Raw genomic sequence first — 25,205 nt, forward strand, 5'->3', positions numbered from 1 at the left:
CCTTGCTCCTTTAAAATTCATCATGACAACCTCTGATACCTCATGAAGAGTTGCGTCTTTGGCGAATAAGTCGCTAAAACGGGAATAGCTGGAAAAACTCAGGAAAGGTTCCAAGCAATAATCCGCTCTACCAGGCCCCAATATCCTCCGACGAGCATTCAGTAGAGGCTCATTCTCAGAATCGGGACTTTACTGGGCCCCCTTGGAGGTAAATCGGTGGATGGAGAAAAACAACCCATTAACTCAACAGAGGAAATCCTCAAATTACAGTAGAAACATTACAATTTGAACACAATCCAACAAAAACCAGACTTGACTATACCTCCCCGATAAGTTAATTCAGTGTCCACGTTGTTAGGAAAAAAGATCACCTTGTTACCAGGTTCACTAATTGTGTAGAGGCTGTCATATTATTTACACAGACGTCGATAAGTGGTCCTTATCGATCATGAAAAATATATACAAATCAATATGTTGCATTCTAACATAGTGCCTAAAACTTGATATAATGACGGTCATTGATTTCCGGATATTTTCAGGGTTCTAAAGTGCGCAAATACACAGCTAAGCAGTCAACATATTCAACCGATAAATTTTCACGAAAAATAAATTAATGTGTAAATATAAACACTTAAGCGAATCCTATTCATTAAATAAAAAGAACATCGAACAATTTCGAATCTCATAATATTTTAGCATCTCTGCGTAAATTCGCCCAAAGTCGGCAAAAGTGGCGTAATCCTATGTAGTAGATTCACAATTCAAGTCATCTTATTTGTATGTAAAAGATGTTGTATAGGATGTTAGGGGATAGGGGCAAAATGAAGAAAACAGCATTAATTACTGGTAGCACCAGATAAGATGGAGAATCTCTGACCGAGTTTCTCCTCAAAAAGGAGTATGATCACCGGTCAATCAAATTTTTGGATCGATTAGACCGATGTGAAAGTTGATTCATTTAGTGTCCCCATTCGGGGATGGTTGAACCCCCTCGCCTTTAGGCGAAGAGAAGATTAAATTTGTCGCTGTGCGACGTTACAGGCTTGGTTATCATACCAAAACAGATCTTAAAGTTCATCTAGCATGGATCCATAAGTACTGAAAAAAGTGCTAAAGGATGCTGTCGCCGTTCGTACCCGTGACGTGCTCCGTCAAATAGCTTATGAGCATGAGCTGGAGGTGATTTTTGGAAAGGTAGCGAGCGATCATGTCCACATGTTTATAGGTTAACGGCCGACTCAAAATATAGGCAAAATAGTTCAATGGTTAAAAGGAATCAGCTCACGGGTTTTACTATATGAATTCGATTACTTAAAGAAGCAATTTATGGGCCAGAAGCTATCTGGCGGTGAGCACTGACAATATGACCGATGAGATGATCCAACAATATATTGAAGAACATGAGGGCGAACCGGTTAATGCAGACGATAGTCGATGTCCAATCGACCCGTCATGAACCCCTCGTCTTGAAGACGAGGGTTGTTTAGTATTCTGTCCCTAGAATTGCATACCCAAATGCAGTGGCAACTGAAAATTGTCGCTTTTGGCGATTTTGAACATGGTTTTGACCACCTCACCCCTCCAATATACGATAGCGATACTTGGTTCCCCATGCGATATGGTATTGGCAACTCCATAGCGTCTGTGATAACTTGCGGAATCTACACATTGTTACTCTCGGTTGTGGTTATTTTTCGGGGTACCCCAACCGCTGAGTAACAATTTACCTCAATCACTGTTCATTCGGCATAGCCTCTGAACTCTAACCTTGCCAATGTGCTGGCTGGCTAGGATTTTCGTTCGCTTTGCCTAGGGTTTTAAGGCTTTGTAATAAACATTATTGAAAACAAAACGGCGGGAATACATTAGCATATGCTGGTCCGCTCTATTTCTTGGCCTGAAAAAGAATTTCTTGAATTAGTATGAATGCTGGAAATGTTAGAACCAACCGGATAAAAAAAAATGTGATTGGCTCTCTTGTTCTAAAAAGTGTCAGCATTTTAACAGGATTTATTTTAGTTCCAATTACCATTGAATTTGTTGGTACAGCCGAGTATGGACTTTGGTTAACTGTGGCCTCCTTTTTGATGTGGTTTGGGTTCTTTGAAATTGGTCTAGGTAATGGTTTACGTAATAAACTAGCTGTAGCTTTGGCAAACAATGATTTTGAGTTAGGGAAAAAGTATATAAGCACAGCATATGCATTAATAACTATAATTTTTGGGTCGCTATTTATTTTTTATCAATTAATTTCTCCCTCAATAAACTGGAGCGGAGTCTTAAATTCTAATATTGACAAAGCTGTTCTCGGTAGTTTAACTACAATTGTGTTCTCTTTTTTCTTTATTCGTTTCATCGCTAAACTTATAGGTATAATTCTTGTTGCGGATCAACAACCAGCCTTGTCAAATATGCTAGATCCTATTGCTAATGTTATCACATTGGTAATCATATTGGTAATTAAGGAAAATGTGCAAAATCCAATACTATTTCTTTCGTTTACAATGTCAGCAATGCCTGTATTCGTAATGACCCTTGCATCCATCATATTCTTTGTAGGCAAATATAGAAGGTTGGCGCCTTCCTATAAATATGTTGATTTTAAATACTCTAGAGAACTGTTGTCTCTTGGGGGGCAGTTTTTTGTTTTACAATGTTTTTCGCTTGTATTATTTCAGAGTACGAATTTTATAACAATTCATTTATTTGGACCAGAAGAAGTTGTATCGTATAGTATAGCTTTTAAATATTTTAGTGTTCTCAATATGGCTTTTACAATGATGAATGAACCATATTGGTCTGCATACACAGAAGCTTGGGAAAAGAACGATATTTTTTGGATTAAGAATGCTATAAATTCGCAAATTAAGATTTTTGCAGCTTTTATGGTGGGATATATTGTAATGACAATATTTTCAGACGTGTTTTTTCGAATATGGATTGGTATAGATAGGATGGAAGCATTGCATGTGGGTTGGCCATTAAAGATAGCACTTGTTTGTAATTTTGCGGTGTTGTCTTTTGGTAGAATATTTATTCTATTTACTAACGGAATAGGCAAGCTGAAGGTTCAGATACTTTGTCTGTTTTTTGGTGCGTTGATATTTATTCCTTTAGTTTACATTTTTGTAAAAATATTGAATATGGGAGTGGAAGGAATTGTCATAGCATCAATTTTTTCGAACTTTTATTCCTTTATAATAGCTCCCGCTCAATATGGAATGATAATAAATGGAAAGGCAAATGGCATCTGGAATAAATAGTATTGTTAAAATAATTAACCCGGTAATGTTGAAAGCAATGTACATAAGGCGTTGTCAATATAAAAAATTTAGTGAGCCTACTCTTGGATTAGGACTGCACTCAAGCTTTATTGACACCAAAATTGGAAAGTATAATTATTTTGGTTCTAACGTGCAACTAAAGAATGTGAATATTGATTCACATTCATATATTAATTCGAATACAAAACTTCAACACTGTACGATTGGAAAATTTTGTTCTATAGGGTCTAATGTTCAAATATCACTAGGAGAACATCCAACTAATTTAATATCAACTCACCCTGCGTTTTATTCGAATAAAAAGAAGTTTAAATGCTTTGCAGATAAAACGTATATTGAGGAGTATAAAAAAGTCGAGATTGGGCACGATGTATGGGTCGGTGAGGGAGTTACTGTGTTGGGAGGTTTGAAAATTGGTCACGGTGCAATTATTGGTGCTAGGGCATTAGTCACGAAGAATGTACCACCATATACAATTGTAGGGGGAGTTCCTGCTAAGATAATTAGAAAAAGATTTTCAGAGGATAAAATCGACTTGTTGTTGCAATTCGAGTGGTGGAATATGCCGGAAGATTGGTTTCACGAAAATTGGAAATGTTTATTAGAAAATGATTTTTCTATTTTAAAAACTTGATGAATTAATATTACTGATATATAGGCTTTTTGTATAGTAACATTTTTCATACCGGGGTAATTTTGAATTTTTTGAAATGAGAAATTATACACAGAGTTTGTACATGACAATTCTATTGTAAAATGAGAAAGATTGATAGAATAGATTACTTTTATTTTTTAATTGTTATTATATATGCAGCCATGGCGGTTCCGGCCACTAAGAGTATGGTTCGACCCGAGGGAGGTGGGCTTGTGGCTTATATAATTCCTTGGGGGTTAACCTTCTTTATGGCAATAAAGCACCGGGTTAATTTTATCAATAATAAATTGATATATGTGGTTGCGGTCTATGGCATATGGGTGATTTTGCAAACCTATAAGTACAGTTGCTTTTACGATGGCTCTGCTATATTCTTTGGCAATATTCTTATTGCATATATTTTGATAAAAATATATGACATTAGAATGTTTACCATGTATGAGCAGATCGTTGTCGCATTAAGTGTGTTAGCTATCTTTGGGTGGATTCTCCAGACTACCACTCCTCTGCCTTTTACTGCTTTCATGCGGGCAACAAGTGTTTATGACTTTGGGCCTGACAGTACTTTAGAAGCCAGCAATTTATTCTTTTCTTTATCTAATTTTAAACTTAATGTTGAATCTATCTTACCAAGAAACGCGGGTTTTTCGTGGGAAGCAGGTAGGTATGCCAGCATGGTGATATTCGCCATGTTTTTTAATCTGGTGAGATATAGATTCAGAATTAAGAGGAACTGGGCATTTTGGATTCTATGTCTTGCTCTATTAACAACCCAATCAACCACCGGTTTTGGTGCATTCCTGTTTCTTATATATGTAGCAATTCAAAATTGGAAGGTTAAATTCAAAAGCATTTATAAGGTTATAATTATTGTACCTTTGTTAATCGGAACGGTAAGTTTGCCTTTTGTGGGAGAGAAAATATCAGATCTGTGGTTTTCTGATGTCAATATGGCCCGCCTAATTGAAATTGCGAAGTATCATGAAGCCGCTGGCGACCTTGAGCGCTCGATCGTACCACAACGCTTTGACAGTTTGGCCTTACATCTTATGAACATAAAAGATGATCCCCTCTTGGGCTATGGTATTGCTCCAGACAATTCTTTTGTGAGGTCTGAAATTTCTTCCATACTGTCACCTACAGGTGGAATCATAACCAATTTCGCACAGTTTGGAATACTTCTCGGGCTGTGGGCCTTCTACCAACTTTACCTGAGTTCTCGCTTTTTTTCCCAACTGTACAATTATAAAGGTACGTGGGCGCTTGGGGTGATCTTTGCTCTTTTGTCGGTAAGTTACTCTTTTTGGTTTGTGCCCTTCTTTTCATCCATGTGGATGTTCTTCCTCTTTAAGAAGAGAGACTCTTTATGTCTAAAGCAATGCTAAAATATATAGTATTGGCTGGCTATACCAGGTCTATTTCGGATTGGCTCAGTAGGGAGCATATGTAGATAGATTTATACTCTATATATCAATATGGTGTTGCCTTTTCTCTGGGGCACGACTTGGCAGTTAATGTTTGGTGTTGAATGGGTTTGTATAATTTAAAATATAATTCTGTTGTAATAACCGGCGGTGGGTTCGGTTTTGTTGATGGGAATGCTTCGAGTAACCTTAGTGTTGAGTTTGCTCTAGCATATAAAGAGTTGGGATTTTCGCCGATAATCATTCCGCAAAACCCATCGTTATCAGACCAAGAAGCGTCTTACGGCTCCTACCGAGGAATAGAGTATTCGTATCCACTAAAGAGAAAAAATATTGTGGCAGGTTATGGTGGTTGGCGCAATAGCGTAAACTACCGACTTGGTGTTTTAATCAATCCTCTTTTAACCGGGTGGTTTATTTGGAGGAGGCGCAAAACAATTAGCCATGTTTTTTCCCAAACATTACGGCCAACGACTTTAGCAATTTTGGGAGTTGCCTGTCGTTTTTCTGGATTACCGTTAGTGTATCATTTGGTCGAAGAGCCATGGTCATTAACTGCTCAGGCTGATTTGACAGGATGGCGCCGATTGTTGCGTGCATTGCAGGTCCTTCCACCTGTAATATTTCTTTATGCACTTGTACTTCGTTTTCTTGTTACAAAGGTAGCTTGTATAACCGACCAATTAATGGAATTGCTTCGTAGGCTTGGATATTCTAGGTACCAATTGCTGTACTTACCCAATGTGCGGTATTTGGCAGGTGAAAACAGCGTAGAGGTCAATCCTGAGATGCCAAAGAGCTATGACGATCCGTTTTTTAACCTTCCTTATCTGCTCTATAGTGGGCAGGTCTCTGCAGGGAAAGAATCGTTTCGACCCCTGTTTGAGGCATTGCGCAAATTGAATGCGGATGGAGGGCGTGTGGCTTTGCGAATTTATGGGGGGGGACACCCAGATGCGGTCTCCCGTGTTTGTAAACTCATCGAAGAGGCTGATGTGCACAGATGGGTTCGTTACTTTGGTTTTGTGGACCGCAACACATTAGCAGAGGCTCAACGCAATGCATTTTTGTGCCTTTTACTCAAGCGGGATGTAGCGTTTAATCGGTATAATTTCCCTACTAAACTCATGGATTATTTGGTGAATAAAAAACCGGTACTGATGTCCAACCTTGAGTTGCATAACAAATATTTTACTAATAAATTTGATGCGTTGATTGTTTGCCCTGATTCGGTTGACGAGATACATGACGCATTAATGTGGTCTCTATTAAAACCGGAACAGTTAAATATTATAGGGAATAGAGGGGGGGAGATACTTCGCAAGGAATTTTGTGCGGTAAATCATGTTCGCGAGTTATTGAAAAGCTGTAGGGGAGTGGGCTATGGGGATTAGAAGACTGGTGTTTACTCTTCTCGCGAGGCTTCGGAGTGAATGGGCATGCAAGGTTCGTTATCGGCTATTTCCCGTGGAATTTTTGCGAGAAAATGGAGCTACAATTGGAGTTGATTGCCGGTTCCTTTCAAACTTTATATGTACCGAGCCATATTTGTTGCGGATCGGAGATCATGTCAGCATTGGTTATGGGGTTGAACTGCTTCCTCATGAAGGAGCCGTGTGGGTTTTAAGAGGGTTGGAGAAAGATGATAATCTTGACAGATTTGCTCCGATCCAAATTGGAAACAATGTTTTTATCGGTAATGGGGTTAAGGTGCTTCCCGGAGTTGTGATTGGTGATAATGTGGTTGTTGGAGCAAATAGTGTGGTTTGCAAGAAACTGGATTCTAATGCTGTTTATGGGGGAGTTCCAGCGCACTGGATTTGTAGTATTGAAGAGTTTAGGTCAAAGCATCTACACCATTGCATCAGTTCGAAAGGGATGAGCTGTCACCAGAAACGTGCGCTTGTAGAGCAAAGTACAGCATCGGCATGGCACAAATAGACATTGATGATCTAAGAATGCCAGAGTGGTATTGGTCATTATTGAAAGAATTATATTTTTATGAAGCGTCGCAAAATATTGTTTGTTTTACCCAGCCTGGTAGGCGGTGGAGCTGAGCGTGTTTTTGTTCACTTGATGAATCATCTGAATCGTCAACGATTCGAGATTATTCTGGTTGTTCTTAAACGAAAGGGGCCCTATTTCTCTAGTTTACGAGAGGACGTTCCAGTTATTTCACTTGAATCAGATGTTTTGGGGTGTTGGTTTGGATTGGCCCGAGTGATCAAAGAGAACCGTCCAGATGTTGTTATCAGCACTCCGTTTTTTTTTAATATATATGTCGCACTGGCCCGTCTGTTTCTTTTGGGCCAAAAAACTGTTTTCATAGCGAGGGAAACAGGTATCCCTTCGGTGAGAAATACAGTTTACCGCAATATTCTGTTTTCAGATAGTGTGTTTCGTCTAGCGTATAAGTTTTTTCATACAGTTGTATGTCAGTCGAATGATATGTTTATCGATGTGCAGCGTAAGTATAAAATCTCAAGTGATAAAATGCTGACGATTAACAATCCGGTTGATGTTTGTTATGTTGAGAGTTTGGCCGAGTCGGGCTCTTTTGAGTTTCAATCAGGGGGGGCTATTAACTTAATTGCTGTGGGTAGTCTGCATGCGCAAAAGGGATTCGATTTTCTTTTGAGGGCGTTTCAGCGTGTTAATCGTAAGGATGTTCATTTGCATATTATTGGAGAAGGAGTTGATCGCTCATCTTTAGAGGCATTGTCGAAAGAGCTGTGTGTAGATGGACGGGTCACATTTCACGGTTTTTTAGAAAACCCTTATGCGGTGATGAAACAGGCAGATGCGTTGATTTTATCCTCAAAATGGGAAGGATTTCCGAACGTATTGATTGAGGCAATGGCTTTGGGATGTCCTGTGGTCGCGGTTGATTGCCCGGGAGGCATTAACGAGATTGTGCGTGACGGGGAAAACGGAGTTTTGGTTGAGCCGGGCTCTGTTAAATCCATGTCTAAAGCCATTGATTCTGCAAATTTTTTAACAATGGACCGCGCCGATATTGCTGCTGATATTAAAGAACGCTTTTCGCTGAACAAGATTATCGCTGAATATGAAGGGCTGTTTTCGAGGTGCGGAAAGCATTGAAATTAATTCGTTGGGGACATTTCATGAGGACATTATTTTTTTCATTGTTTTGGATTTTCTCGAAGTGTTTTGGAGGGGCTTTCTCTGTGCTAGCGATGTGGGTCAACCCCATAAAATACTATTCGAGAAAAGGGGCTAAAATTGGTGAGAATTGTCGTTGGTATTCAAAGGCTGTCTGTACGGAGCCTTTTTTGCTGGAAATCGGAGATCATGTTCATATCGGTTCTGGGGTCCAACTGATCACACATGATGGGGCTCTGTGGGTGTTGCGTGAAAAACTCGGGCGCCCCGGATTGGATCGTTTCGGGAAGATTGTCGTTGGGAACAATGTTTTTATTGGCAACAACTCGATATTGATGCCAGGGGTTACCATAGGTAACGACTGTATTATTGGTGCCGGTAGTGTGGTCACGAAAGATGTTTCTTCCGGAATGATTGCCGCGGGGATACCAGCGAAAAAAATTGGAACAGTAGATGCGTTCGCTGACCGATACTTGCCTGATTGTTTCGAGACAAAAGATATGGCTGAAGCGATGCGTCGAAAGATGATCTTAGAGGCCTTGCCGTGAATGTCGCTCTTTATATTTTGACAATGTCTGGAGGCGGCGCTGAAAAACAGTGTGCGTTGCTGGCTGCCGGACTGTCAGGCGCTGGGCATGATGTTCGTGTGATCATTGATGATCCATCGATGAATCGGACAAGCAATATTGAGATTCTCAAAGAAGCACAAGTTGAGTTGGATGTTTTGCCGGATGTCGCACCTTGGCGAAAAGTGGTTTATCTGAGCAAATATCTACGGCACCATCGGGTTGATGCGCTATTCTGTTATTTAACTCAGCCTGATTTCTATGGTGGGCTGGCTGCGCGATTGGCGGGTGTCAGAAAGATATATGGGGGAATACGTAACTGTTACCTGCCCGGGTGGAAACTAGTGCTAGAATGTGTTTCCCACCATCTGTTTTGTTCAAAAACGGTTTTTAATTGTTTCTCGGGTAGAGATGCCTATGCAGGCAGGCTTTTTAAGTCACTAAAATGTCATGTTATTCCCAACTGTTCCCCATTCTTTAATCCGCCGGTTGTTCGAAAGGGAATGGAGATCATTAAAGTAATTTCTGTCTCGCGATTTGTTGAGCAAAAAGATTATTTAACAGCCCTTAGATCATTTAGGGTTCTCGCACAAACCGATGGACAGCATGAATTCATTATAGTCGGACACGGGGAGCTTAAAGAGCAGATAGAAGATTGGGCTAAAGAGCTAGGCATTGCTTGTCGAATCAAAATACATGTAAATCCACCCAATATTCCAGAGCTTTTACTTTCAGCTGATATTTATTTATCCACTTCTTTATTTGAAGGTACTAGCAATTCCATCATGGAGGCAATGAATTATTCCTTGCCTGTTGTTTGTACGGATGTGGGAGATAATCGACTTCTTGTAAAGCATGGTGAGTCTGGGTTTGTTTGTCCTGTAAAAGATGTGGCATCACTTGGAGGCGCGTTGCGAGCGCTTGCTGGAGATAAAGCCACTCGTGATAAGTTTGGCTGTCGTGCTAATGAACTACTGCGTAAAAATCATTCTCTAGAGAGTTTCATTTCTGCGTATGAGAATCTTCTGGAAAATTGAGTGACTAATATGACTAATAAAATTATTCCGAGGAAATATAACTTATCCAGAATCCGAGCCAAATTTTTTTCATGTTTAGCACGGAAGATGCCATTTATTCCTGGTGAAATGCGCGCAATGATTCACTCATTCACCGGGGTTAAGTTTGAGTCTGCATCAAAAACATTTGTGGGTGAAGATGTGTATTTTGATTCGGTTCGCCCGCAGCTTATTACGGTCGGCAAGGGCTCTCGAATCACTGAAGGTGCAAAAATTTTAACTCATTTTTTGGATCAAAATTTTCCAGACTGCAGTCATTTTTATGAAGGGAGCGTTTCAATTGGTAAAGATGTTTTTATTGGCATCAATGTGGTTATCGCTTCTCCGGTGTCTATTGGGGATGGGGCTATCGTTGGAGCAAATGCTGTTGTTACGAAAGACATCCCCGCAAACGAAGTGTGGGGCGGAATTCCCGCAAAATTTATCTCAAACCGAGAATCGCCTGTCCCTGTTTGAGCACAGAGTATTCTCGGTTCGGGAAAAAAACAAGAACTGCTGGATGATTGGATCGGCATCGCCGGTGATGGAATAATATGCGAAGAAGATGCTTCTCTGGGTGGTGAAAAGTAAGATCCAGCCCCTGATGGGTAAGTATATTTGTGTTCAATGCTGTCCGCAGTACGATGTCTGCCAAAATCCTGAGCAAGACCGCCTTGCGGAAGCGACTGGCCGCTCCTGAGCTTTGAAGCCTCTGTTAATTTTAGTATCCCCATTCGGGGATGATTGAAAAGAGCTGGCCTAAAGAATTTGAACAAGCCTCTAAGGGGAAAATCTAAGTGGCTCTTGCTGCATTAGGCGGAGAAAAGACCTTAGCTGGGTTGGCTGAGCTGTATGAGGTGCATCCCAACCAGATCACAACCTGGAAGCGGCAACTGACTGAACAGGCCGCTACAGTATTCGGCAAAGAGTCTGGCAAGGAGCCTGTCCCCGATCTCAAGGTTTTGCATGCTAAGATAGGGCAATTGACTCTGGAGAACGATTTTTTAGAGAGTGCGCTCAACAAGGCGGGATTGCTGAGCGCAAAGCGATGATTAACCGTAGACATAGGCTGGCAATCAGCCAGCAAACAAAGCTTCTCGGAATCAGCCGTGACTGTGCCTATTACCAGCCTCGGCCGATCAATGAGAATGATCTGGCACTAATGCGCCGAATCGACCAGCTCCATCTGGAGCACCATTTCATGGGCGCACGCATGCTTCGTGGTCAGCTTGTCCGAGAAGAAAAGCTATTGGCCGCACTCGCGTAGGCACATTGGATGAAACGAATGGGCATAGAGGCTAGCTGAAAACGAGCAAGAAACATCCCGGCCACGCCGTCTATCCTTACCTGCTGCGCGGTATGAACATCAACAAGGCGAACCAGGTATGAGTGGCTCGGAGGAAGTTCCGGGGCGATTATGTTTAGGAGAATAAACAGAGAGGGTGCAGCCCGAATCCCTACTGGCAAGGGCTGGTTAATTTGAAAAAGCAGAAAAACAAATACGTTTGTTTATCGGGTTTTTTCATAGAATCTATTGTGATTATTACCTCTTTCCTCGGCTGCTGTTCTGATCTGCTTTTAAGACTATCGCGAGCGGTTGTAAAAAAAACGTATCAAATTTTGAAAATAACCGGACGTAACCTGATCTATTGATGCCACAAGTCCAGTGCTTTTCTCTATTCCAACTATTTAAACCATTCCCATCCATTTTGATGAATGAATTTAGGAGATTTTAATGCGTATTGCATTCAGTGTAGTGAAAAATCTTGAGCGGGGAGGTGGGATTGAAAAATATACCTATGAACTCGGGTGTCGTCTGGTGGAGCGCGGTCATGAAGTGACGATTTTTTCCATGGGCCATTATGGCGACTCGCAGCCTGTGGTTGAGGGGATGCGCGTCGTGACGGTCCCGTGTATCCCAAAAGCCTCCACGGAAAAGCTTTCGGCCGGAGCCTCAGCAGCCTTTGCCGCCTTTAAATCGGGTGGGTTTGATGTCGTCCACTGCCACAGCGTGGCGGCAGGGGCATTCGGATGGCTGCCGCGTTTGAGGGGGCAGAAGACTGTTTTTCAAATGCACGGCATTGAGTGGCAGCGCACCCGCTGGAACCGCATAGGGATACGCGTGCTGAAAATGCTGGAGGCAGCATCCTTGCGAAGCTGTCACGCCTATACTGCTGTGTCCCAAACGCAGTGCGATTTTTACCAAAAGCATGCTGGCATTGAGATGCGCTACATTCCGACCGGGGCCGATTTGAAGCGTAAACCCGCTCGGCAGGAAATCCAAAAGCTGGGATTGGATGCCGACAAGTATATTTTGTTTGCGTCTCGTCTGGTTCAGGAGAAGGGAGCTCAGTACCTGATCCCGGCATTTCGCAAGCTCGATACCGATATGAAGCTGGTGGTTGCTGGCGATGCGCAGGGTGCCGAAGCATTTAAGCAGCAGATGGTGGAGCTCGCAGGGGATGATTCCCGGATCCTGTTTCCTGGATTTGTCGGCGGGCGTCTGTTGGAAGAGCTGTTCAGCCATGCCGCTGTTTATGTTCAGCCGTCTGAGATCGAAGGACTATCAATCGCGCTTCTCGAAGCCATGAGTTACGGCAACTGTTGCCTGGTCAGTGATATCCCGGAAAACAAAGAGGCCATCGATGGTGCAGGCTTTACGTTTAAAAATAAAAGTGTTGATGATCTCCATACACAGCTCGAGCAGCTGCTCGCATCGTCAGATCGACGGCAGTCCATTGCAGATCAGGCTCGCGAGCGCGTTCGATGCCATTACAACTGGGACAAAATTACAGACGACTTTGAGGTCTTGTACAGGGGTGTTGTCTCCGCACGGTAACGACCTCATCTGGTGTCCTTGCGTCGCCAAGGCTAGCAGTACCCTTGGAGTGAAGCCCTGAGTTGAGAATTAATGAGTATTGATGCAAACCATGTTCTTTATCATTTCCAAACTAGTCGGCGCACTGATCAGGCCTGATACCTGGCTAGTTATAGCGTTGGGGTTGATTGTGCTGACGCTGTCCAGCAACCGGCAGCGGTTTGCGCTTGCACTTTGCATCATGACTTTCACGGCAGTTGCGGTTCTGGCCATTTTTCCCTTGGGAAATATTCTCCTGCAACCCATAGAGCGCAGCTACCCCGCCAATCCGCCTCTCTCACGCGTGGACGGAATCATCGTTCTCGGTGGTGGGGAGGATGTGAGAGCCAGCACCTTTTGGGGACAATCACAACTCAGCGAAGGGGGGGAGCGTTTCACAGCCGCTCTTGCTTTAGCGAGAAGGTTTCCGAAGGCACGTCTGCTTTACACGGGCGGCAGCGGCGAACTAAGGGACCTGGCTGGCAACAGCACTTCTGGTGCAGCAATGGCGGGGCAATTCTTTCGTGACCAAGGGATCTCACAAGAACGGCTGCTTTTTGAAGGAAAATCTCGGAATACTACTGAAAATGCACGCTTCAGCTTCGCAATGGCATCACCTTGTCAAAATGAAGTTTGGGTGCTGGTCACCAGCGCCTTTCACATGCCGCGTTCCATTCACAGTTTTACGTCGGCAGGGTGGCAGAATCTGGTGCCCTTCCCGGTTGACTATCGCACCTCGAGCTTTGTCGATGGGATCGATTGGGATCTGCTCCATCACTTTCAAATCCTGAATATTGCGATCAAGGAATATGTGGGGCTATTAGCTTATTGGCTGACGGGACGTTGATCTTGATATCCTCTGGAGAGATTGTAAGCATGTCCTGTGTACGCTGATCGACGACCGTCTTAATAGTCGAAGTAGAACATATGTGCGCTGATTACTTTTGGTTTGCCCGGAATCAAACGGAATCCTTGGCCGGGATCATCTTGAATTCACAAGCTGTTTAACTTTTCTATAAATTCGTAACAGATATCAATGGTCTTAGGCATGAGCCCAAGTGACAAATCGTCAACCATCAATACCCTTTGGATCGATCATGAGTGCTTTGTCGATAGCCAACATCTCCGATGTTCTACCACCCTATCAATTAAACTGTAAACATCCATCTGATTTGGCCAAGGCTGTGCATGTAACATGCTGTAATTATGTAGCCCGAGAAGCGAGAGTTGTTCGACGAGGACGGTAAACTTAAGCCGCTCGTTGATCTGCCAGAAAATGTCCTTGAAGGGCTTGCCGATTTTCAAATCCGATTTCACCGCTCAGGTATAAATGACGACGCGGGCAGGCCGATCATAGGCGTTTCGTATAAAGTAAAGGCCCACGACAAGCTCAAAGCGCTGGAAATGCTAAGTAAACATTTGGGGTTATTCGCAAAGTAGGAATGATAAAGGTCTTCAGCGAAACCAGAGAAGATCCATATTGCAACAAGTCATTGATATTATTTGATACTTACATATTTTTCTACACATTCTACATAATTCATAAAAACCAAATGCTTTTTTTTACAAGCCGAAGCCAAAGCAATAGGGATTGAATATAAAACCTGTATAATTGAAGGGTTACGGATAACACGCACGATAATGCGAGTTATCATATCCACTTTTTGACGAAGAACTTCAGGTAGGTACAGGATAAGGTTTGGAAAGTCCGTATAATTGAAAAATAATTTTTGATAAAGAGGGAAGCCGTTGATGAATCTTTATTGCTTATGGAGACAGCCTTTACATCTCCTCCCGATTCGGCAATCTGTAACTGGTGCTGCGCCCACCACCCGGGTTCTGGATGAAGATGCAGCGTCTCTTTAAATCCTGAATATCTCTTAGTGCGGTATCATTCGAGCACTTTACCAGCTTGGCGTATTTAGAGGTGTTCATATGGCCCTTGAAATCATTTTCGAGCATACGGTTTATGATGAGGCGCTGGCGATCATTGACAGACTTCTGATTAATCTTATTCCAAAGCTGCGCTTTGAACAGAACATTACCAAGAGTGGTTTCAGCGCTGGAAATAGCTCGTCCCAGACAATCTAGAAACCATTCTAGCCAGATTGTAATTTCTGGCGTGCTGCTTTGCTGCTTTTCCAACTGGGCGTAGTAGTCCTTGCGCTCGGCCTCAATTTGAGATGACAGGCTGTAGAAACGGTCTTGCGTGTTGTCGGCGCTTGCCAGTGCCATATCACCAATTGCCCGGGCAATCCGCCCATTCCCGTCTTCAAATGGATGAATCGTAACAAACCACAAATGAGCGACCCCTGCCCTCAGAACCGGGTCGATATCATGCCCATTACCAAACCAATCAAAAAACGCCTGCATTTCTTTTTCCAGCCGGTCAGCGCCAGGCGCTTCGAAGTGAACTTTCTCTTTGCCTATCGGACCAGAAACAACCTGCATAGGATCTGTATCCAGTGTACGCCAGCCACCGACTGTAATCCGGTGCATACCGCTACGTCCTGTTGGAAATAGTGCCGCATGCCAATCAAACAGTCGATCTTTGGTCAGGGGCTTAGAAAATTGCTGCGTGGCATCCAACATCATTTCAACAATGTCTTCTACATCACGGCTGGCTGAAATGAGACCGCCGATATCAATTCCCAATCTGTTGGCAATGGATGAGCGGACTTCTTCCGGATTGAGATTCTTGCCTTCAATGGCAGATGACTTCACAACATCATTGGTCAGGGTGCAGAGGCTTGCCTCACGCTTGAGTTTAAAGCCAAGACCTTCCATGCGGCCGAGTAACCTCCCTTGCCGATGGCGTATATCAGCCAGCTTGGTAGTGAGAGCCTCAGCGTCCCAGATAAAGTTTGGCCAGTCTTGATGTTCATGAATCCACATATTAATCACCGTAATATTTAAGGTGATTATAGAGTTTATTCACCGCACGGTCAAGATGATTAAGCGCAAAATATGCGGTGAATATGGCTGCTATACACCGCACATTTTGTCATCTGAGCAATATAAAAACCATAGCTGTAGCACTGCTTTTGTTTGACGTGACGAAGCGTCACTTTCCACATAAGATACTGTATATTATATAATAATAAAGTATAACCCATTAAACCTCTTCTGACCTCAGCTCAACCTGATTGCATTTTTACAAAACGAAGCCAAAGGTAAAAAAAATTGGCGCAAAACCTTTAAAAATAGCAGGTTACGGATAAGCCACGCGATAACGGTCTTTGTTAAACCCGACCAAGTAAACCATAAATGTATTTGAAATAATTATATGATTTGTTATTAACAGGATATAACTAGAGCGCAAGACAAGGTGACTCAGAGTGTGTACTACTTCAATGTTTTTAGTCTTATCAAGGTATACAAAACAAAAGTTTTGCTAAGAAAATTTCATTTTTGCAGCGAATCGGCTGAAAGAGATAGTGAGAGTTTGGCAGAAATAACAGGGCCGGGAGAAAGAACGCTGCAGCACTGGTATGCCGGTCACGAGCTGCCAGAAGCAATCGAAATTGCTGCCATGGGATTAATCTTACACGTGCTTAACACGCATGTCTGATCATATCAAAAAAGCTAAAAGGTAGACGAGTATCATGACAGGCAAATACCAATTTCTCAAGCAACACCTGCGGTCCAGTCCATCCACTTGGCTGGTCACCGGAGTGGCTGGTTTCATCGGCTCCAACCTCCTTGAGACACTCCTCAAGCTTGATCAGAAAGTTGTAGGGTTAGACAATTTTTCAACAGGGTTTTGGCACAACCTGGATGAGGTCAGGTCCGTTGTGGGTGAGGATCGGTGGCGGCAGTTTAGCCTCATTGAGGGCGATATCCGTACTCTCGATACATGCAGGAAGGCCTGCCGGAACATTGATTATGTGCTGCACCAGGCCGCTTTGGGCTCGGTCCCCCGTTCCATAGAAGACCCCATCAATACGAACCAAAGTAATGTCAGTGGCTTTCTCAACATGCTGGTGGCGGCCCGTGACGCGAATGTGAAGCGCTTTGTATACGCAGCTTCCAGTTCCACATATGGTGATCACCCGGGACTCCCGAAGGTTGAGGGCTCTATAGGCAGTCCCTTATCCCCATACGCTGTCACCAAGCTGGTCAACGAGCTCTACGCCGATGTTTTTGCCAGAGTGTATAATATACAGGCTATTGGTCTCAGGTACTTTAATATCTTCGGGAAGCGTCAGGATCCCAACGGAGTTTACGCCGCTGTCATTCCCAAGTGGTTCGCCGGGCTGATTAAGGGGGAAAATGTCTTTATCAACGGCGATGGCGAAACCAGCAGAGATTTTTGCTATATTGATAACGCTGTGCAAGCAAACTTGCTGGCAGCTACAACTGAAAACGATGATGCGACAAATCAAGTCTACAACGTTGCCTTTGGTGAACGAACCAGCCTCAATGAACTCTACAGCATGATTCGGCAAAAAGTGGTCGTGAGCCTGCCCGAGGTTAATGAAATCGAGCCTGTTTACCGCGATTTTCGATCAGGAGATGTTCGGCATTCACTTGCGGATATATCAAAAGCCGTCACATATTTGGGATATGCTCCACAATTTTCCATCAGTGATGGTCTCGACAAGGTCGCAGAATGGTATCTTAAAAACCTGGGTTAACCAATCTGATAGCTTTATTCTCAATAACCTTGACCGGGAACAGACGCTTTTTCCCTCACTGCGTCCATTCTCCCCTTGCCAGGTTTTTCTTCAATCAAGGGCCAGATTTCGGCCCTCAGGTAATACCCATTCCAGTTTTTCTTCGTCGGTCAGACGAATTGATTCCCGTCTCTTGAGCCGAGAAGTGGTCTCACAGATAAAACCGCTTTCACATCTTCAACCTCTGGTCGCAGGATAATGTTGTGGTATCTTCCATGTTGCCTGCACGCCATCTTTCTATATATACTGATATGGAACAGTTTCCATAATCAATGCTGGCAGGAACGAACAGGAAATTGCCATACTACTCACCAGGGGTGAGTGTAAAGGTTGCTACTCACAGTGGAGTTGCATAAATGGAAGAGCAGCTGCAATTACAAGTAATCGGGGTGCTCCATGGCGATATCACCAGCCGTGAAGATGCTCCCAAAAATTACGATGAATCGGAAAGGACCGGGACTCTGGAGATTTTTCCCAAATATCAGGACGGGCTCGATGGCATTGTTGCCGGTCAGACAATAGTCGTACTTTTCTGGCTTCACAAATCAGACAGGAATACCCTCAAGGTTCACCCGCGGGGAGACAAATCCAGAGAGCTTCGCGGAGTATTTTCCACCCGTAGTCCGGCAAGGCCAAATCCAGTCGCGATTTCGGAACTGAAAGTTATCGCGGCAGATGCCAATCACCTGGAGGTGTCGGGCCTGGACATTCTTGATGGTACGCCGATAATTGATATCAAGAAAAAGATCAGCTGAACAGTATCGGCAAGGTATCCGTGCCCCTGGTCTGTGCCAAGCTAGAAAGTGGCGATAGAGAGCAAGAAAGAAGGAGGAGTGATCATGCACCCAGAAACAACTTTTGAAGAAAACGGTCTGTCACTGTTATCGGTAAAAAATCATATAGCCACTATAACCTTAAATCGTCCCAAACAGTACAATGCGCTATCAAGACCAATGATCGCCTCTGTCTCCGCAATATTGGACAAAATTAATGGAGATAAAGATATACATGTAGTTGTTCTTGCAGCAAACGGGCCTGGTTTTTGTGCCGGACATGATCTGAAAGAAATTCGCGAAAACAGGAATGAAAACTATATTGAAGCCCTGTTTAATGAATGCTCTCAAATGATGTTGAAGATTTTAAAATTAAACCAGCCTGTTATTGCAAAAGTGCATTCCATCGCAACAGCTGCAGGATGCCAACTCGTTGCAACTTGCGATCTGGCGGTTGTCTCGGAAAAAGCAAGATTTGCCACACCTGGTGTTAATATTGGTCTTTTCTGCTCTACCCCGATGGTGGCCCTTAGCCGCAACGTGAGCAGGAAACATGCAATGGAGATGCTGCTTACCGGCGATATATTTTCAGCAGAACATGCCTTACATATCGGATTGATCAACAAGGTTGTACAAGAAGATGACCTTGACAGGGCTGTTGAAGAGCTTGCGCTTAAAATCGCTTCAAAATCGCTTTTGACCCTGTCGATGGGCAAACGAGCTTTTTATAAACAGCTCGAAGCCGGGATCTCCGATGCTTATGAGTATGCAGGTGCGGTAATGTGTCAAAACATGATGACACGTGATGCCGATGAGGGGATAAAAGCTTTTCTTGAAAAGCGTCAGCCTGAATGGACAGGCATCTGAGCAGCCAGAAAAATGCAAAATCACTCTCTCGTGATGGATGCGGTTCCCGATGAAGTAACAGATAAATATTGGGCGGTCACAACAACATTGCTCATCCCCTCTCAGTAAACACCGTTGTGGTTTAAAGAAGACAGCAGTGTGATACTGCCGGTTCTGACAAAACACTGCGTATGAAGCGACACGCTAACGCGCTCTTCTGAGCGTAACGTTATCCCTCCAAAACCTGAGGAGGATATGGCAATGACGACGAAGAAAGTACTCTTTCTATGCGGCAGCCCCCGTCGTGGCCGAAGTGCCAGCCTGTGTACGGCGAAGTACCTCGCTCGTTTCCTGGATTACGATTACGAATTCGTAGACGTGACCAAGGCCAGGCTGTCCACCGTCCCCAGCGAATCCGAGCCGTCTTTCTTGGCGATCGTGGAAAAAATAGAGGAGGCTGACGCAATAGTCTGGACCTTCGGCGCATGGGTACTGTTTGTTCCGGTGCAGATGCAGTATCTCCTTGACAAGCTGATTGCACAGGGATACGACTTCAGCGGCAAGATCGCGGCGGCAGTGCTGACATCGGTACGCGTCCACGACGATTTCATCCTCGACCGGATGCGTTTTGTCAATGAACAATTGGGCTTAGGCTATGTCGGGGATGTGTCTGCCAAGGGAAATCCCTTCTTTGGCTATGAGGATGAAGAGGTCACGGAGGACAGTTGCCGCATTCTGGCCGGGCAGATCAACCGCTCGCTGCAGGACGGGTACGTGCCCGCCAGACATTATCCACCGGTGGAGCGCAAGTATCTCTCGCCCATGCACCGGGGACCAGGGTTTATCGTGGACGATACTGTTGTGATGAAAACAGGCGATAAAACGATCCTGGTTATCACTGGCAACCGCCTGTCGGAAGACCCTGCCAATGCCTCAGTCATTGAATCTATCCGCCACTATTCACGAAACAGCGTAGAGGTGATCGAGCTGCAGGACCGTCAGGTCGGCCCCTGTGTGGGATGTTACCTCTGCGACTTCCACGAGGATGGGGTCTGTGTCCTTAAGGACGAGTATGAGACAATCAAGCAGCGGTTGCACCAGGTTGACGGCATCGTCCTCGTCGGCACTTGTGTATCCGGGATGGTGGACTGTCATCTGAAAGCTTTTCTCGACCGCTGCTGGGGCATCACCCATCGCCCCTCGCTAAAGGATAAGTATGGATTCGTAGTCGCCACAGGCGGCGGGCCGCTGGAACCGCAAGCTGCCTGGTACTTGCTGAATATCCTGAGCAAATACGGTCCACGCTGCCTCGCAGCACTGACCCAAAGCGCGGCTGACGTCTCTCACTTTACCGCCACCTTGCGCCGGACTGTGGAAGACCTTGACCGGGCCCTCGACGAAAAATGGCAGATTGCCGACAGGTTCAGCACCCGTGGCGTCACCTTGACGTTCCGTGATTTGGTGGCGACAAGCGGAATGATGCTCCGGGCGGATTACAGATTTTATAAAGAGCATCGGATGTTTGATTGTTCGTCCCCGGGCGGGGTGAACGTACTCCGGCGGCTGCTCTTTAAGAACAAGAAACTGGAACAATGGTTGATTGCGGCGAGACAAAAGCAGGTCGTAAAAGCGCGAGATGAGCGCCTGGACGCATACCTTCAACGCGGCCGCCTGGGGAAAGGGCAAGAGATTTAAAGCTGATGCCAGGCGGTGTATGTTCACTGGCAGAGGCGCTTATCCATAATTTTTGTTTTTGACAACTACCACAACGTGGCTACTGTACATTCAATCGCACCTGTGTAATTGAGCACTCTCATCTTCGTGGCGATCTTTATACTTTTGGGTGCCATGACAGCTCCAGCAAAAGCATCACCGGGTGAGCTCAACCCGGACGAACATGTCTGGAACTTGTCTGAATAATCACCGATAAATGTTTACAGCTCACTTGTGAGGCGGATCTTGATGGTCGATTTGAATTGGAATAAGTTGAGGGTTACAGGAACACTGTTAGTACTCCTTTCCTCGTTTTCAGTTGCGAAAGCGACAATTTGTGATGTTGACAAGACCCCCGAATCGCCCCCGTTAATGACATCTTCACTTTTAATCGGCGACATTGGCAATGGACCGAATTTTAAGCATGATTATACTGAGTTGAACCCACTTGGAATTGATGCCGAATTTGAAGGGGCGACATCGATTGACAGCTACTCCTGGCTCTCTACCAAACGGTTTACCCACCCTTATTCGGCTGAGATCTCCAATCAATATGCTCGCTGCGGAAACCAGTCGCTAAAGGTGGAACTACACCCGGGCAATAAAGCTTCTAATGGGTGGAGATCTGAGGCCAGGGACAAAAATCATGCAGTCCAGGGATCAGAGGTCTGGTATGCAATTAGCGTTTATTTGCCAGCCTGGTCTTACTTTGACGGTGTAAGAGCTGAAAACTTTCCAAGCTTTGACCCTCGTCCGGACAAGGATTCCACCAACTATTATGTCCTCAATCAGTTTCACGACCAAAAAGTATTACCGACAGAGGTTGTTCGAAAATCGAGTCCACCGCTTGCTCTACGCTATAAGCAGGGACAACTATATTTAACCCTCATGAATCAAGCCATTTATGAGGACTATCGGCGGAGAGGGACCGATGGTGACGGTGTGGTCATATGGAAGTCTGATCACTCAGAGAGCCTTAAAGATCAGTGGCTGGACCTTGTTTACCAAATACGTTGGTCCCATAAGGAGCAAAAAATAAATGTGACAGACCCCGGGTTTGTGCGGGTCTGGATGAACGGGAAATTACTTGTGGAGTGCCACGGCGATATTGGATACAACGATAGGTATGGTACCTACTTTAAGTTTGGGGTCTATGCGAAAAGAAATATAGCAGGACCCAGGGTAGCATTTTTTGATCGATATCTTCGTGGAGTAAAGCATATCGGCTCTACCGATGTCTTTTCTCAACAATATAGAAAGATTGTCCGGGCTTTGCAGTTTCAATTATCAGGCAACATTCCCTATTTAGACGATAACAGCAATGAGGACCTGGGTCCTTTAAGAGTTCGCTGTGAAAGTCTCAAGGATTAACTGTCAAAACGATAATTCACCTCACTTATCAAAAAATTCTCTTTTTCTATAAGCAATACAAACGAGATAGGGCCTTTGGCCGAAATCGTTTTTTTATTTTTATATGCAAGGGTTGCGCTGAACCTTCCCTGGATAAGCAACCCTTGTGACGTTTCTTCCAGCCTGAATCTGTTGATGTTGAGCGATGCAGAACTGGTCTCTGAAAAGGCTTTCTCATACTGTGGCACCATGTCTGTGAACGGCTTGCCATTTTCTACAGCATCATCAGTAAAAAAACTGATGAATTTTTCCATATTTCGCTCGCCATAGGCCTGAACATATCGCGTAAAAAATGTTTCGACTCTCTCCTCTATGGACCGGACCTTGGGGGCGTGTTCCTGTTCAGGTTCAGTAACACTGTCTAGGTCGGTTGCATAACCTGCATCTTGCACCACTTTTTTTTCCGCTCGCTCCATACCGGGAGCAGGTTGTTCTGGCCTATTCTCCATGTCAGAGACAATAACCGATTCTGTATCTTCACCTCGCTTAACGATAACCGGCAGATCGTCCGCTTGACCCTGAACGTCCCGGTTGGCCTGATTCTTCGGCAATTCATCGGTTTCAGGTGATTGCGCAGCGCCTGAGAGTTTTTTTGGGTGTTTTTCGACGATAACAACAGCTTCTGGTTCAGAAGGCTCACTTTGTTCCTTCAGATCTAGTGGAGGAGTGAGATTGTCAGCCTTTTGTTGTACAAGAACGCTGCCCAGTTCAACAGATTCAGGTTCATGATCCGCAGCAGATGAATCCGCCGCCACGGAATCAACAGCTGACGGGTCAGAGGTTTCGGGAGCTTCTGCAACCACGTTATCGGTTCTGGTCTCCTCTGGTACCTTTTCGAGGCTGTTGTCTCTAAGATCAGAGTTGTACTGATCCGCTTGATCCTGTGGTCTATTTTTTACGGGGGTAAGTGTTATCTTTTTAGCAGGTGCGGAAGAATTAACATTTTCAACGGTGGCCTGCAGGCCGGCGATGAAGGTCTTGTTGCGATAATTAAGCCCAAAGATAATGGACACACAGATCAGTACCGCCACCAACCCGCCAACCCCTAAATAGGTTTTCAACCCATGGGACCGGGTGATGGCAGTTGTTTCCCTCTGCCGCCAGATATATTGTGAAACTGCATTGCTATCGCTTGCCGCAGTTGTTTGCTGCTCCTTGCCCAATATCTTTTTATAGGCATTGGTGATCTGGATAAATTTCTCCGGATCTTTCCGGCCATTTTCAGATGCGGTATCGGGATGGTAGATGATGCTGAGCTTCCGGTATGCCTTTTTTATGCCGTCAATCGACGTTGAACGGTCAACACCCAGGACCGCATATGGATCATCGTTTTCATCAGAGTCGCTAAACATATCGACGATTGTGGCGATCTCTTCCAGGAACAAGAAAAGATTGACGCCCTGCTGGTCACACACCTTGTGGAGCCAGGGGTCATTGGTGTCAGCGGTCAAATGCGTTGTACTTAGAAGGGTACGGCAGATATCGAGAAGACCCCTGTTATCGGCAATGTAGCCGATCAATGATTCGGTCGCCCCGCGTTTGTATTTCTCGACCAGTCCCTTGATCTGTGCTTTATAGATATCGGACATCAGGGTTCACCTGTCAGGACGTCTTTATAGGATCTGCTGATGGCTGGATTCTTGAGCCACAACTGCCCGGAGATCTTGTTGTCGAGGTGGTTTGAAGGCTTCCTGCGGAGCCTGACCATTACGGCTGCACACTCATCCGGCACCGTAAAATCAACGCTGTAGCTTTCATAGTCGTCACTGTTGGGTGCAGCCATATCGGTTACGGCTGTTTTAGCACCATCACATTTATAGCCCGTGATTTCCCAGAAAGGGCGTTCATTGGTGCTCAGGGAACGCGATTTCATATCAACGGCAAATGTATAATGCTGCCCCCGTGAAAGGGGAACTATCTGATAGAGATGGGCAAAGTTTATATTCTTCCATCCCTTGAACCGGAGATGAACGATGCCCGCCACTCCATTTTGGGGCACCGGTTCGACGCGATACTCATAATCGTGGCTGGTATTGAGCCGCCAGCCAAAACCTTTTTTGAGCAGCGGTTGCGTAAAGTCACCGTTATAGAGCGCTTCCTCGGGGAAAAACCGAGAGTGCCAGATTCCGCCGGCGTCGGCGACACGGTTTTCCCGCAGCAGCATATCTATCAGGGCGAGCAGCTCCCCGTCCCGGTAGTCGACCCCGCCGTTTACCATATCTTGCCAGAATGACAGGGCAAGGTCAGGGCGGCTGGTGCGCACACCATAGTTGAACAGGTGGATGAGGTTATCTTCTCCTACGTTTGCAAGCAGGTCATCGGCCGTTTTCCACATCGTAAACGCGAGGCGGAGGGCGTCGTTTCTGGTCTTGCCCGGTATCTCGAAAATTATGTCATGGAGTTCCCGCGGCAGGAGTTCGGTCTGGCCGATTTGATAGGCGACCACTGTTTTTTCCCACCGGTACCGATTAAGACCTTCGGTCAAGGCGTGGACACGGGAGAGCGCCAGCAGGCAAAGCTTTCGCCTGCCCATATCGTTATAGAGCTCCACCAGGCTGAGCCAGGCCGGCATATAAGTGGTGTTGGCAGCGAGCGCCTTTTTCAGCAGGGCCAGGGCACCGTCAAGATCGGCCTCGAACAGATGCTTTTTCTTGGCGGCCCCAGTCAGGGCGTGGGGACTGGTCAATTGTGACGGACCTGTATGCTCGGCCGTGTCGCTGAAACTAAGCTGCTCCCTGATACCGAACCGGAACTGGACGACACCAGCTGTCGCCAGGACCAGGACCAGGACCGCCTTTATGATTAAGGAACCTGCGTTCACGT

At 45.0% G+C, this 25,205-nt stretch carries 20 protein-coding genes and 2 pseudogenes; 19 read left to right on the forward strand and 3 right to left on the reverse strand.

Translation table 11 applies throughout. The features are described from left to right. Positions 1 to 1,027 precede the first annotated feature (1,027 nt). From tnpA to BLQ17_RS18765, 13 genes and pseudogenes are all read left to right on the forward strand, one after another. A pseudogene (gene tnpA, locus BLQ17_RS23855) lies at positions 1,028 to 1,456 on the forward strand (IS200/IS605 family transposase). A gap of 466 nt (positions 1,457 to 1,922) precedes the next feature. Beyond that, positions 1,923 to 3,263 (forward strand): lipopolysaccharide biosynthesis protein, encoded by a 1,341-nt coding sequence (locus BLQ17_RS22345; protein ID WP_143005555.1) that lies wholly within the window; start codon positions 1,923 to 1,925, stop codon positions 3,261 to 3,263. Then, complete coding sequence (locus BLQ17_RS18710; RefSeq protein ID WP_176761311.1) at positions 3,244 to 3,918, forward strand: CatB-related O-acetyltransferase; 675 nt, start codon at positions 3,244 to 3,246, stop codon at positions 3,916 to 3,918. Before BLQ17_RS22345 ends, BLQ17_RS18710 begins: the two co-directional genes overlap by 20 nt. A 122-nt stretch (positions 3,919 to 4,040) precedes the next feature. Continuing rightward, a complete protein-coding gene (locus BLQ17_RS18715; protein WP_092225652.1) occupies positions 4,041 to 5,324 on the forward strand; it encodes a hypothetical protein in 1,284 nt (427 codons plus the stop codon). 143 nt (positions 5,325 to 5,467) lie between these two features. Next, entirely contained in the window at positions 5,468 to 6,757 is a 1,290-nt protein-coding gene (locus BLQ17_RS18720) for a glycosyltransferase (RefSeq protein ID WP_092225654.1), read from the forward strand. Continuing rightward, a complete protein-coding gene (locus tag BLQ17_RS18725) occupies positions 6,747 to 7,304 on the forward strand; it encodes an acyltransferase (RefSeq protein WP_092225656.1) in 558 nt (185 codons plus the stop codon). Before BLQ17_RS18720 ends, BLQ17_RS18725 begins: the two co-directional genes overlap by 11 nt. Positions 7,305 to 7,364: 60 nt before the next feature. Beyond that, entirely contained in the window at positions 7,365 to 8,465 is a 1,101-nt protein-coding gene (locus BLQ17_RS18730; RefSeq protein ID WP_092225658.1) for a glycosyltransferase, read from the forward strand. Beyond that, on the forward strand, positions 8,462 to 9,034 hold the full coding sequence (locus tag BLQ17_RS18735) for an acyltransferase (protein WP_143005556.1): 573 nt from the start codon (positions 8,462 to 8,464) through the stop codon (positions 9,032 to 9,034). The genes BLQ17_RS18730 and BLQ17_RS18735 overlap by 4 nt, the downstream gene beginning before the upstream one ends. After that, positions 9,031 to 10,089, forward strand: coding sequence for a glycosyltransferase (locus BLQ17_RS18740; protein ID WP_092225661.1), 1,059 nt, complete (start codon positions 9,031 to 9,033; stop codon positions 10,087 to 10,089). The genes BLQ17_RS18735 and BLQ17_RS18740 overlap by 4 nt, the downstream gene beginning before the upstream one ends. Before the next feature lie 9 nt (positions 10,090 to 10,098). Next, on the forward strand, positions 10,099 to 10,584 hold the full coding sequence (locus tag BLQ17_RS18745) for an acyltransferase (protein ID WP_218121845.1): 486 nt from the start codon (positions 10,099 to 10,101) through the stop codon (positions 10,582 to 10,584). Between the two features lie 320 nt (positions 10,585 to 10,904). Further along, positions 10,905 to 11,490 (forward strand): annotated as a pseudogene (locus BLQ17_RS23735) (IS3 family transposase); the annotation flags it as partial. A gap of 352 nt (positions 11,491 to 11,842) precedes the next feature. Next, on the forward strand, positions 11,843 to 12,946 hold the full coding sequence (locus tag BLQ17_RS18760; protein WP_092225669.1) for a glycosyltransferase family 4 protein: 1,104 nt from the start codon (positions 11,843 to 11,845) through the stop codon (positions 12,944 to 12,946). 82 nt (positions 12,947 to 13,028) lie between these two features. Further along, the gene (locus BLQ17_RS18765; RefSeq protein WP_092225671.1) at positions 13,029 to 13,811 is read left to right on the forward strand and encodes a YdcF family protein; all 783 of its coding nucleotides are present in this window, start codon (positions 13,029 to 13,031) and stop codon (positions 13,809 to 13,811) included. A gap of 935 nt (positions 13,812 to 14,746) precedes the next feature. On the opposite strand, the gene BLQ17_RS18775 is transcribed toward BLQ17_RS18765, so the two are convergent. Continuing rightward, positions 14,747 to 15,859, reverse strand: a complete 1,113-nt coding sequence (locus BLQ17_RS18775; RefSeq protein WP_176761312.1) for a Fic family protein — start codon at positions 15,857 to 15,859, stop codon at positions 14,747 to 14,749. A 445-nt stretch (positions 15,860 to 16,304) separates the two neighbouring features. Between BLQ17_RS18775 and BLQ17_RS18780 the strand changes: the two genes are divergently transcribed. From BLQ17_RS18780 to BLQ17_RS18805, 6 genes are all read left to right on the forward strand, one after another. Beyond that, positions 16,305 to 16,535: a hypothetical protein gene (locus tag BLQ17_RS18780; protein WP_092225674.1), complete on the forward strand. Its 231-nt coding sequence runs from the start codon at positions 16,305 to 16,307 to the stop codon at positions 16,533 to 16,535. Positions 16,536 to 16,569: 34 nt separating this feature from the next. Next, on the forward strand, positions 16,570 to 17,601 hold the full coding sequence (locus BLQ17_RS18785) for an NAD-dependent epimerase/dehydratase family protein (protein ID WP_092225676.1): 1,032 nt from the start codon (positions 16,570 to 16,572) through the stop codon (positions 17,599 to 17,601). Between the two features lie 395 nt (positions 17,602 to 17,996). Continuing rightward, positions 17,997 to 18,395 carry a tRNA (N6-threonylcarbamoyladenosine(37)-N6)-methyltransferase TrmO gene (gene tsaA / locus BLQ17_RS18790; RefSeq protein ID WP_092225678.1) on the forward strand — a complete coding sequence of 133 codons (399 nt, stop codon included), beginning with the start codon at positions 17,997 to 17,999 and terminating at the stop codon, positions 18,393 to 18,395. Positions 18,396 to 18,479: 84 nt separating this feature from the next. Next, positions 18,480 to 19,280 (forward strand): enoyl-CoA hydratase, encoded by an 801-nt coding sequence (locus tag BLQ17_RS18795; protein WP_092225680.1) that lies wholly within the window; start codon positions 18,480 to 18,482, stop codon positions 19,278 to 19,280. Positions 19,281 to 19,520: 240 nt separating this feature from the next. Continuing rightward, on the forward strand, positions 19,521 to 20,954 hold the full coding sequence (locus tag BLQ17_RS18800; protein WP_176761313.1) for a flavodoxin family protein: 1,434 nt from the start codon (positions 19,521 to 19,523) through the stop codon (positions 20,952 to 20,954). Positions 20,955 to 21,221: 267 nt separating this feature from the next. Next, positions 21,222 to 22,343, forward strand: coding sequence for a polysaccharide lyase family 20 protein (locus BLQ17_RS18805; protein ID WP_092225684.1), 1,122 nt, complete (start codon positions 21,222 to 21,224; stop codon positions 22,341 to 22,343). Here BLQ17_RS18805 and BLQ17_RS18810 read toward each other — a convergent pair. Next, positions 22,340 to 23,971 (reverse strand): J domain-containing protein, encoded by a 1,632-nt coding sequence (locus tag BLQ17_RS18810; RefSeq protein ID WP_092225686.1) that lies wholly within the window; start codon positions 23,969 to 23,971, stop codon positions 22,340 to 22,342. The genes BLQ17_RS18805 and BLQ17_RS18810 overlap by 4 nt on opposite strands. Further along, positions 23,971 to 25,203 (reverse strand): hypothetical protein, encoded by a 1,233-nt coding sequence (locus BLQ17_RS18815; RefSeq protein ID WP_092225688.1) that lies wholly within the window; start codon positions 25,201 to 25,203, stop codon positions 23,971 to 23,973. Before BLQ17_RS18815 ends, BLQ17_RS18810 begins: the two co-directional genes overlap by 1 nt. Positions 25,204 to 25,205: the final 2 nt, after the last annotated feature.

It is taken from the genome of Desulforhopalus singaporensis, assembly GCF_900104445.1.
In the GTDB taxonomy this organism is placed as follows: Bacteria; Desulfobacterota; Desulfobulbia; order Desulfobulbales; family Desulfocapsaceae; genus Desulforhopalus_A; species Desulforhopalus_A singaporensis.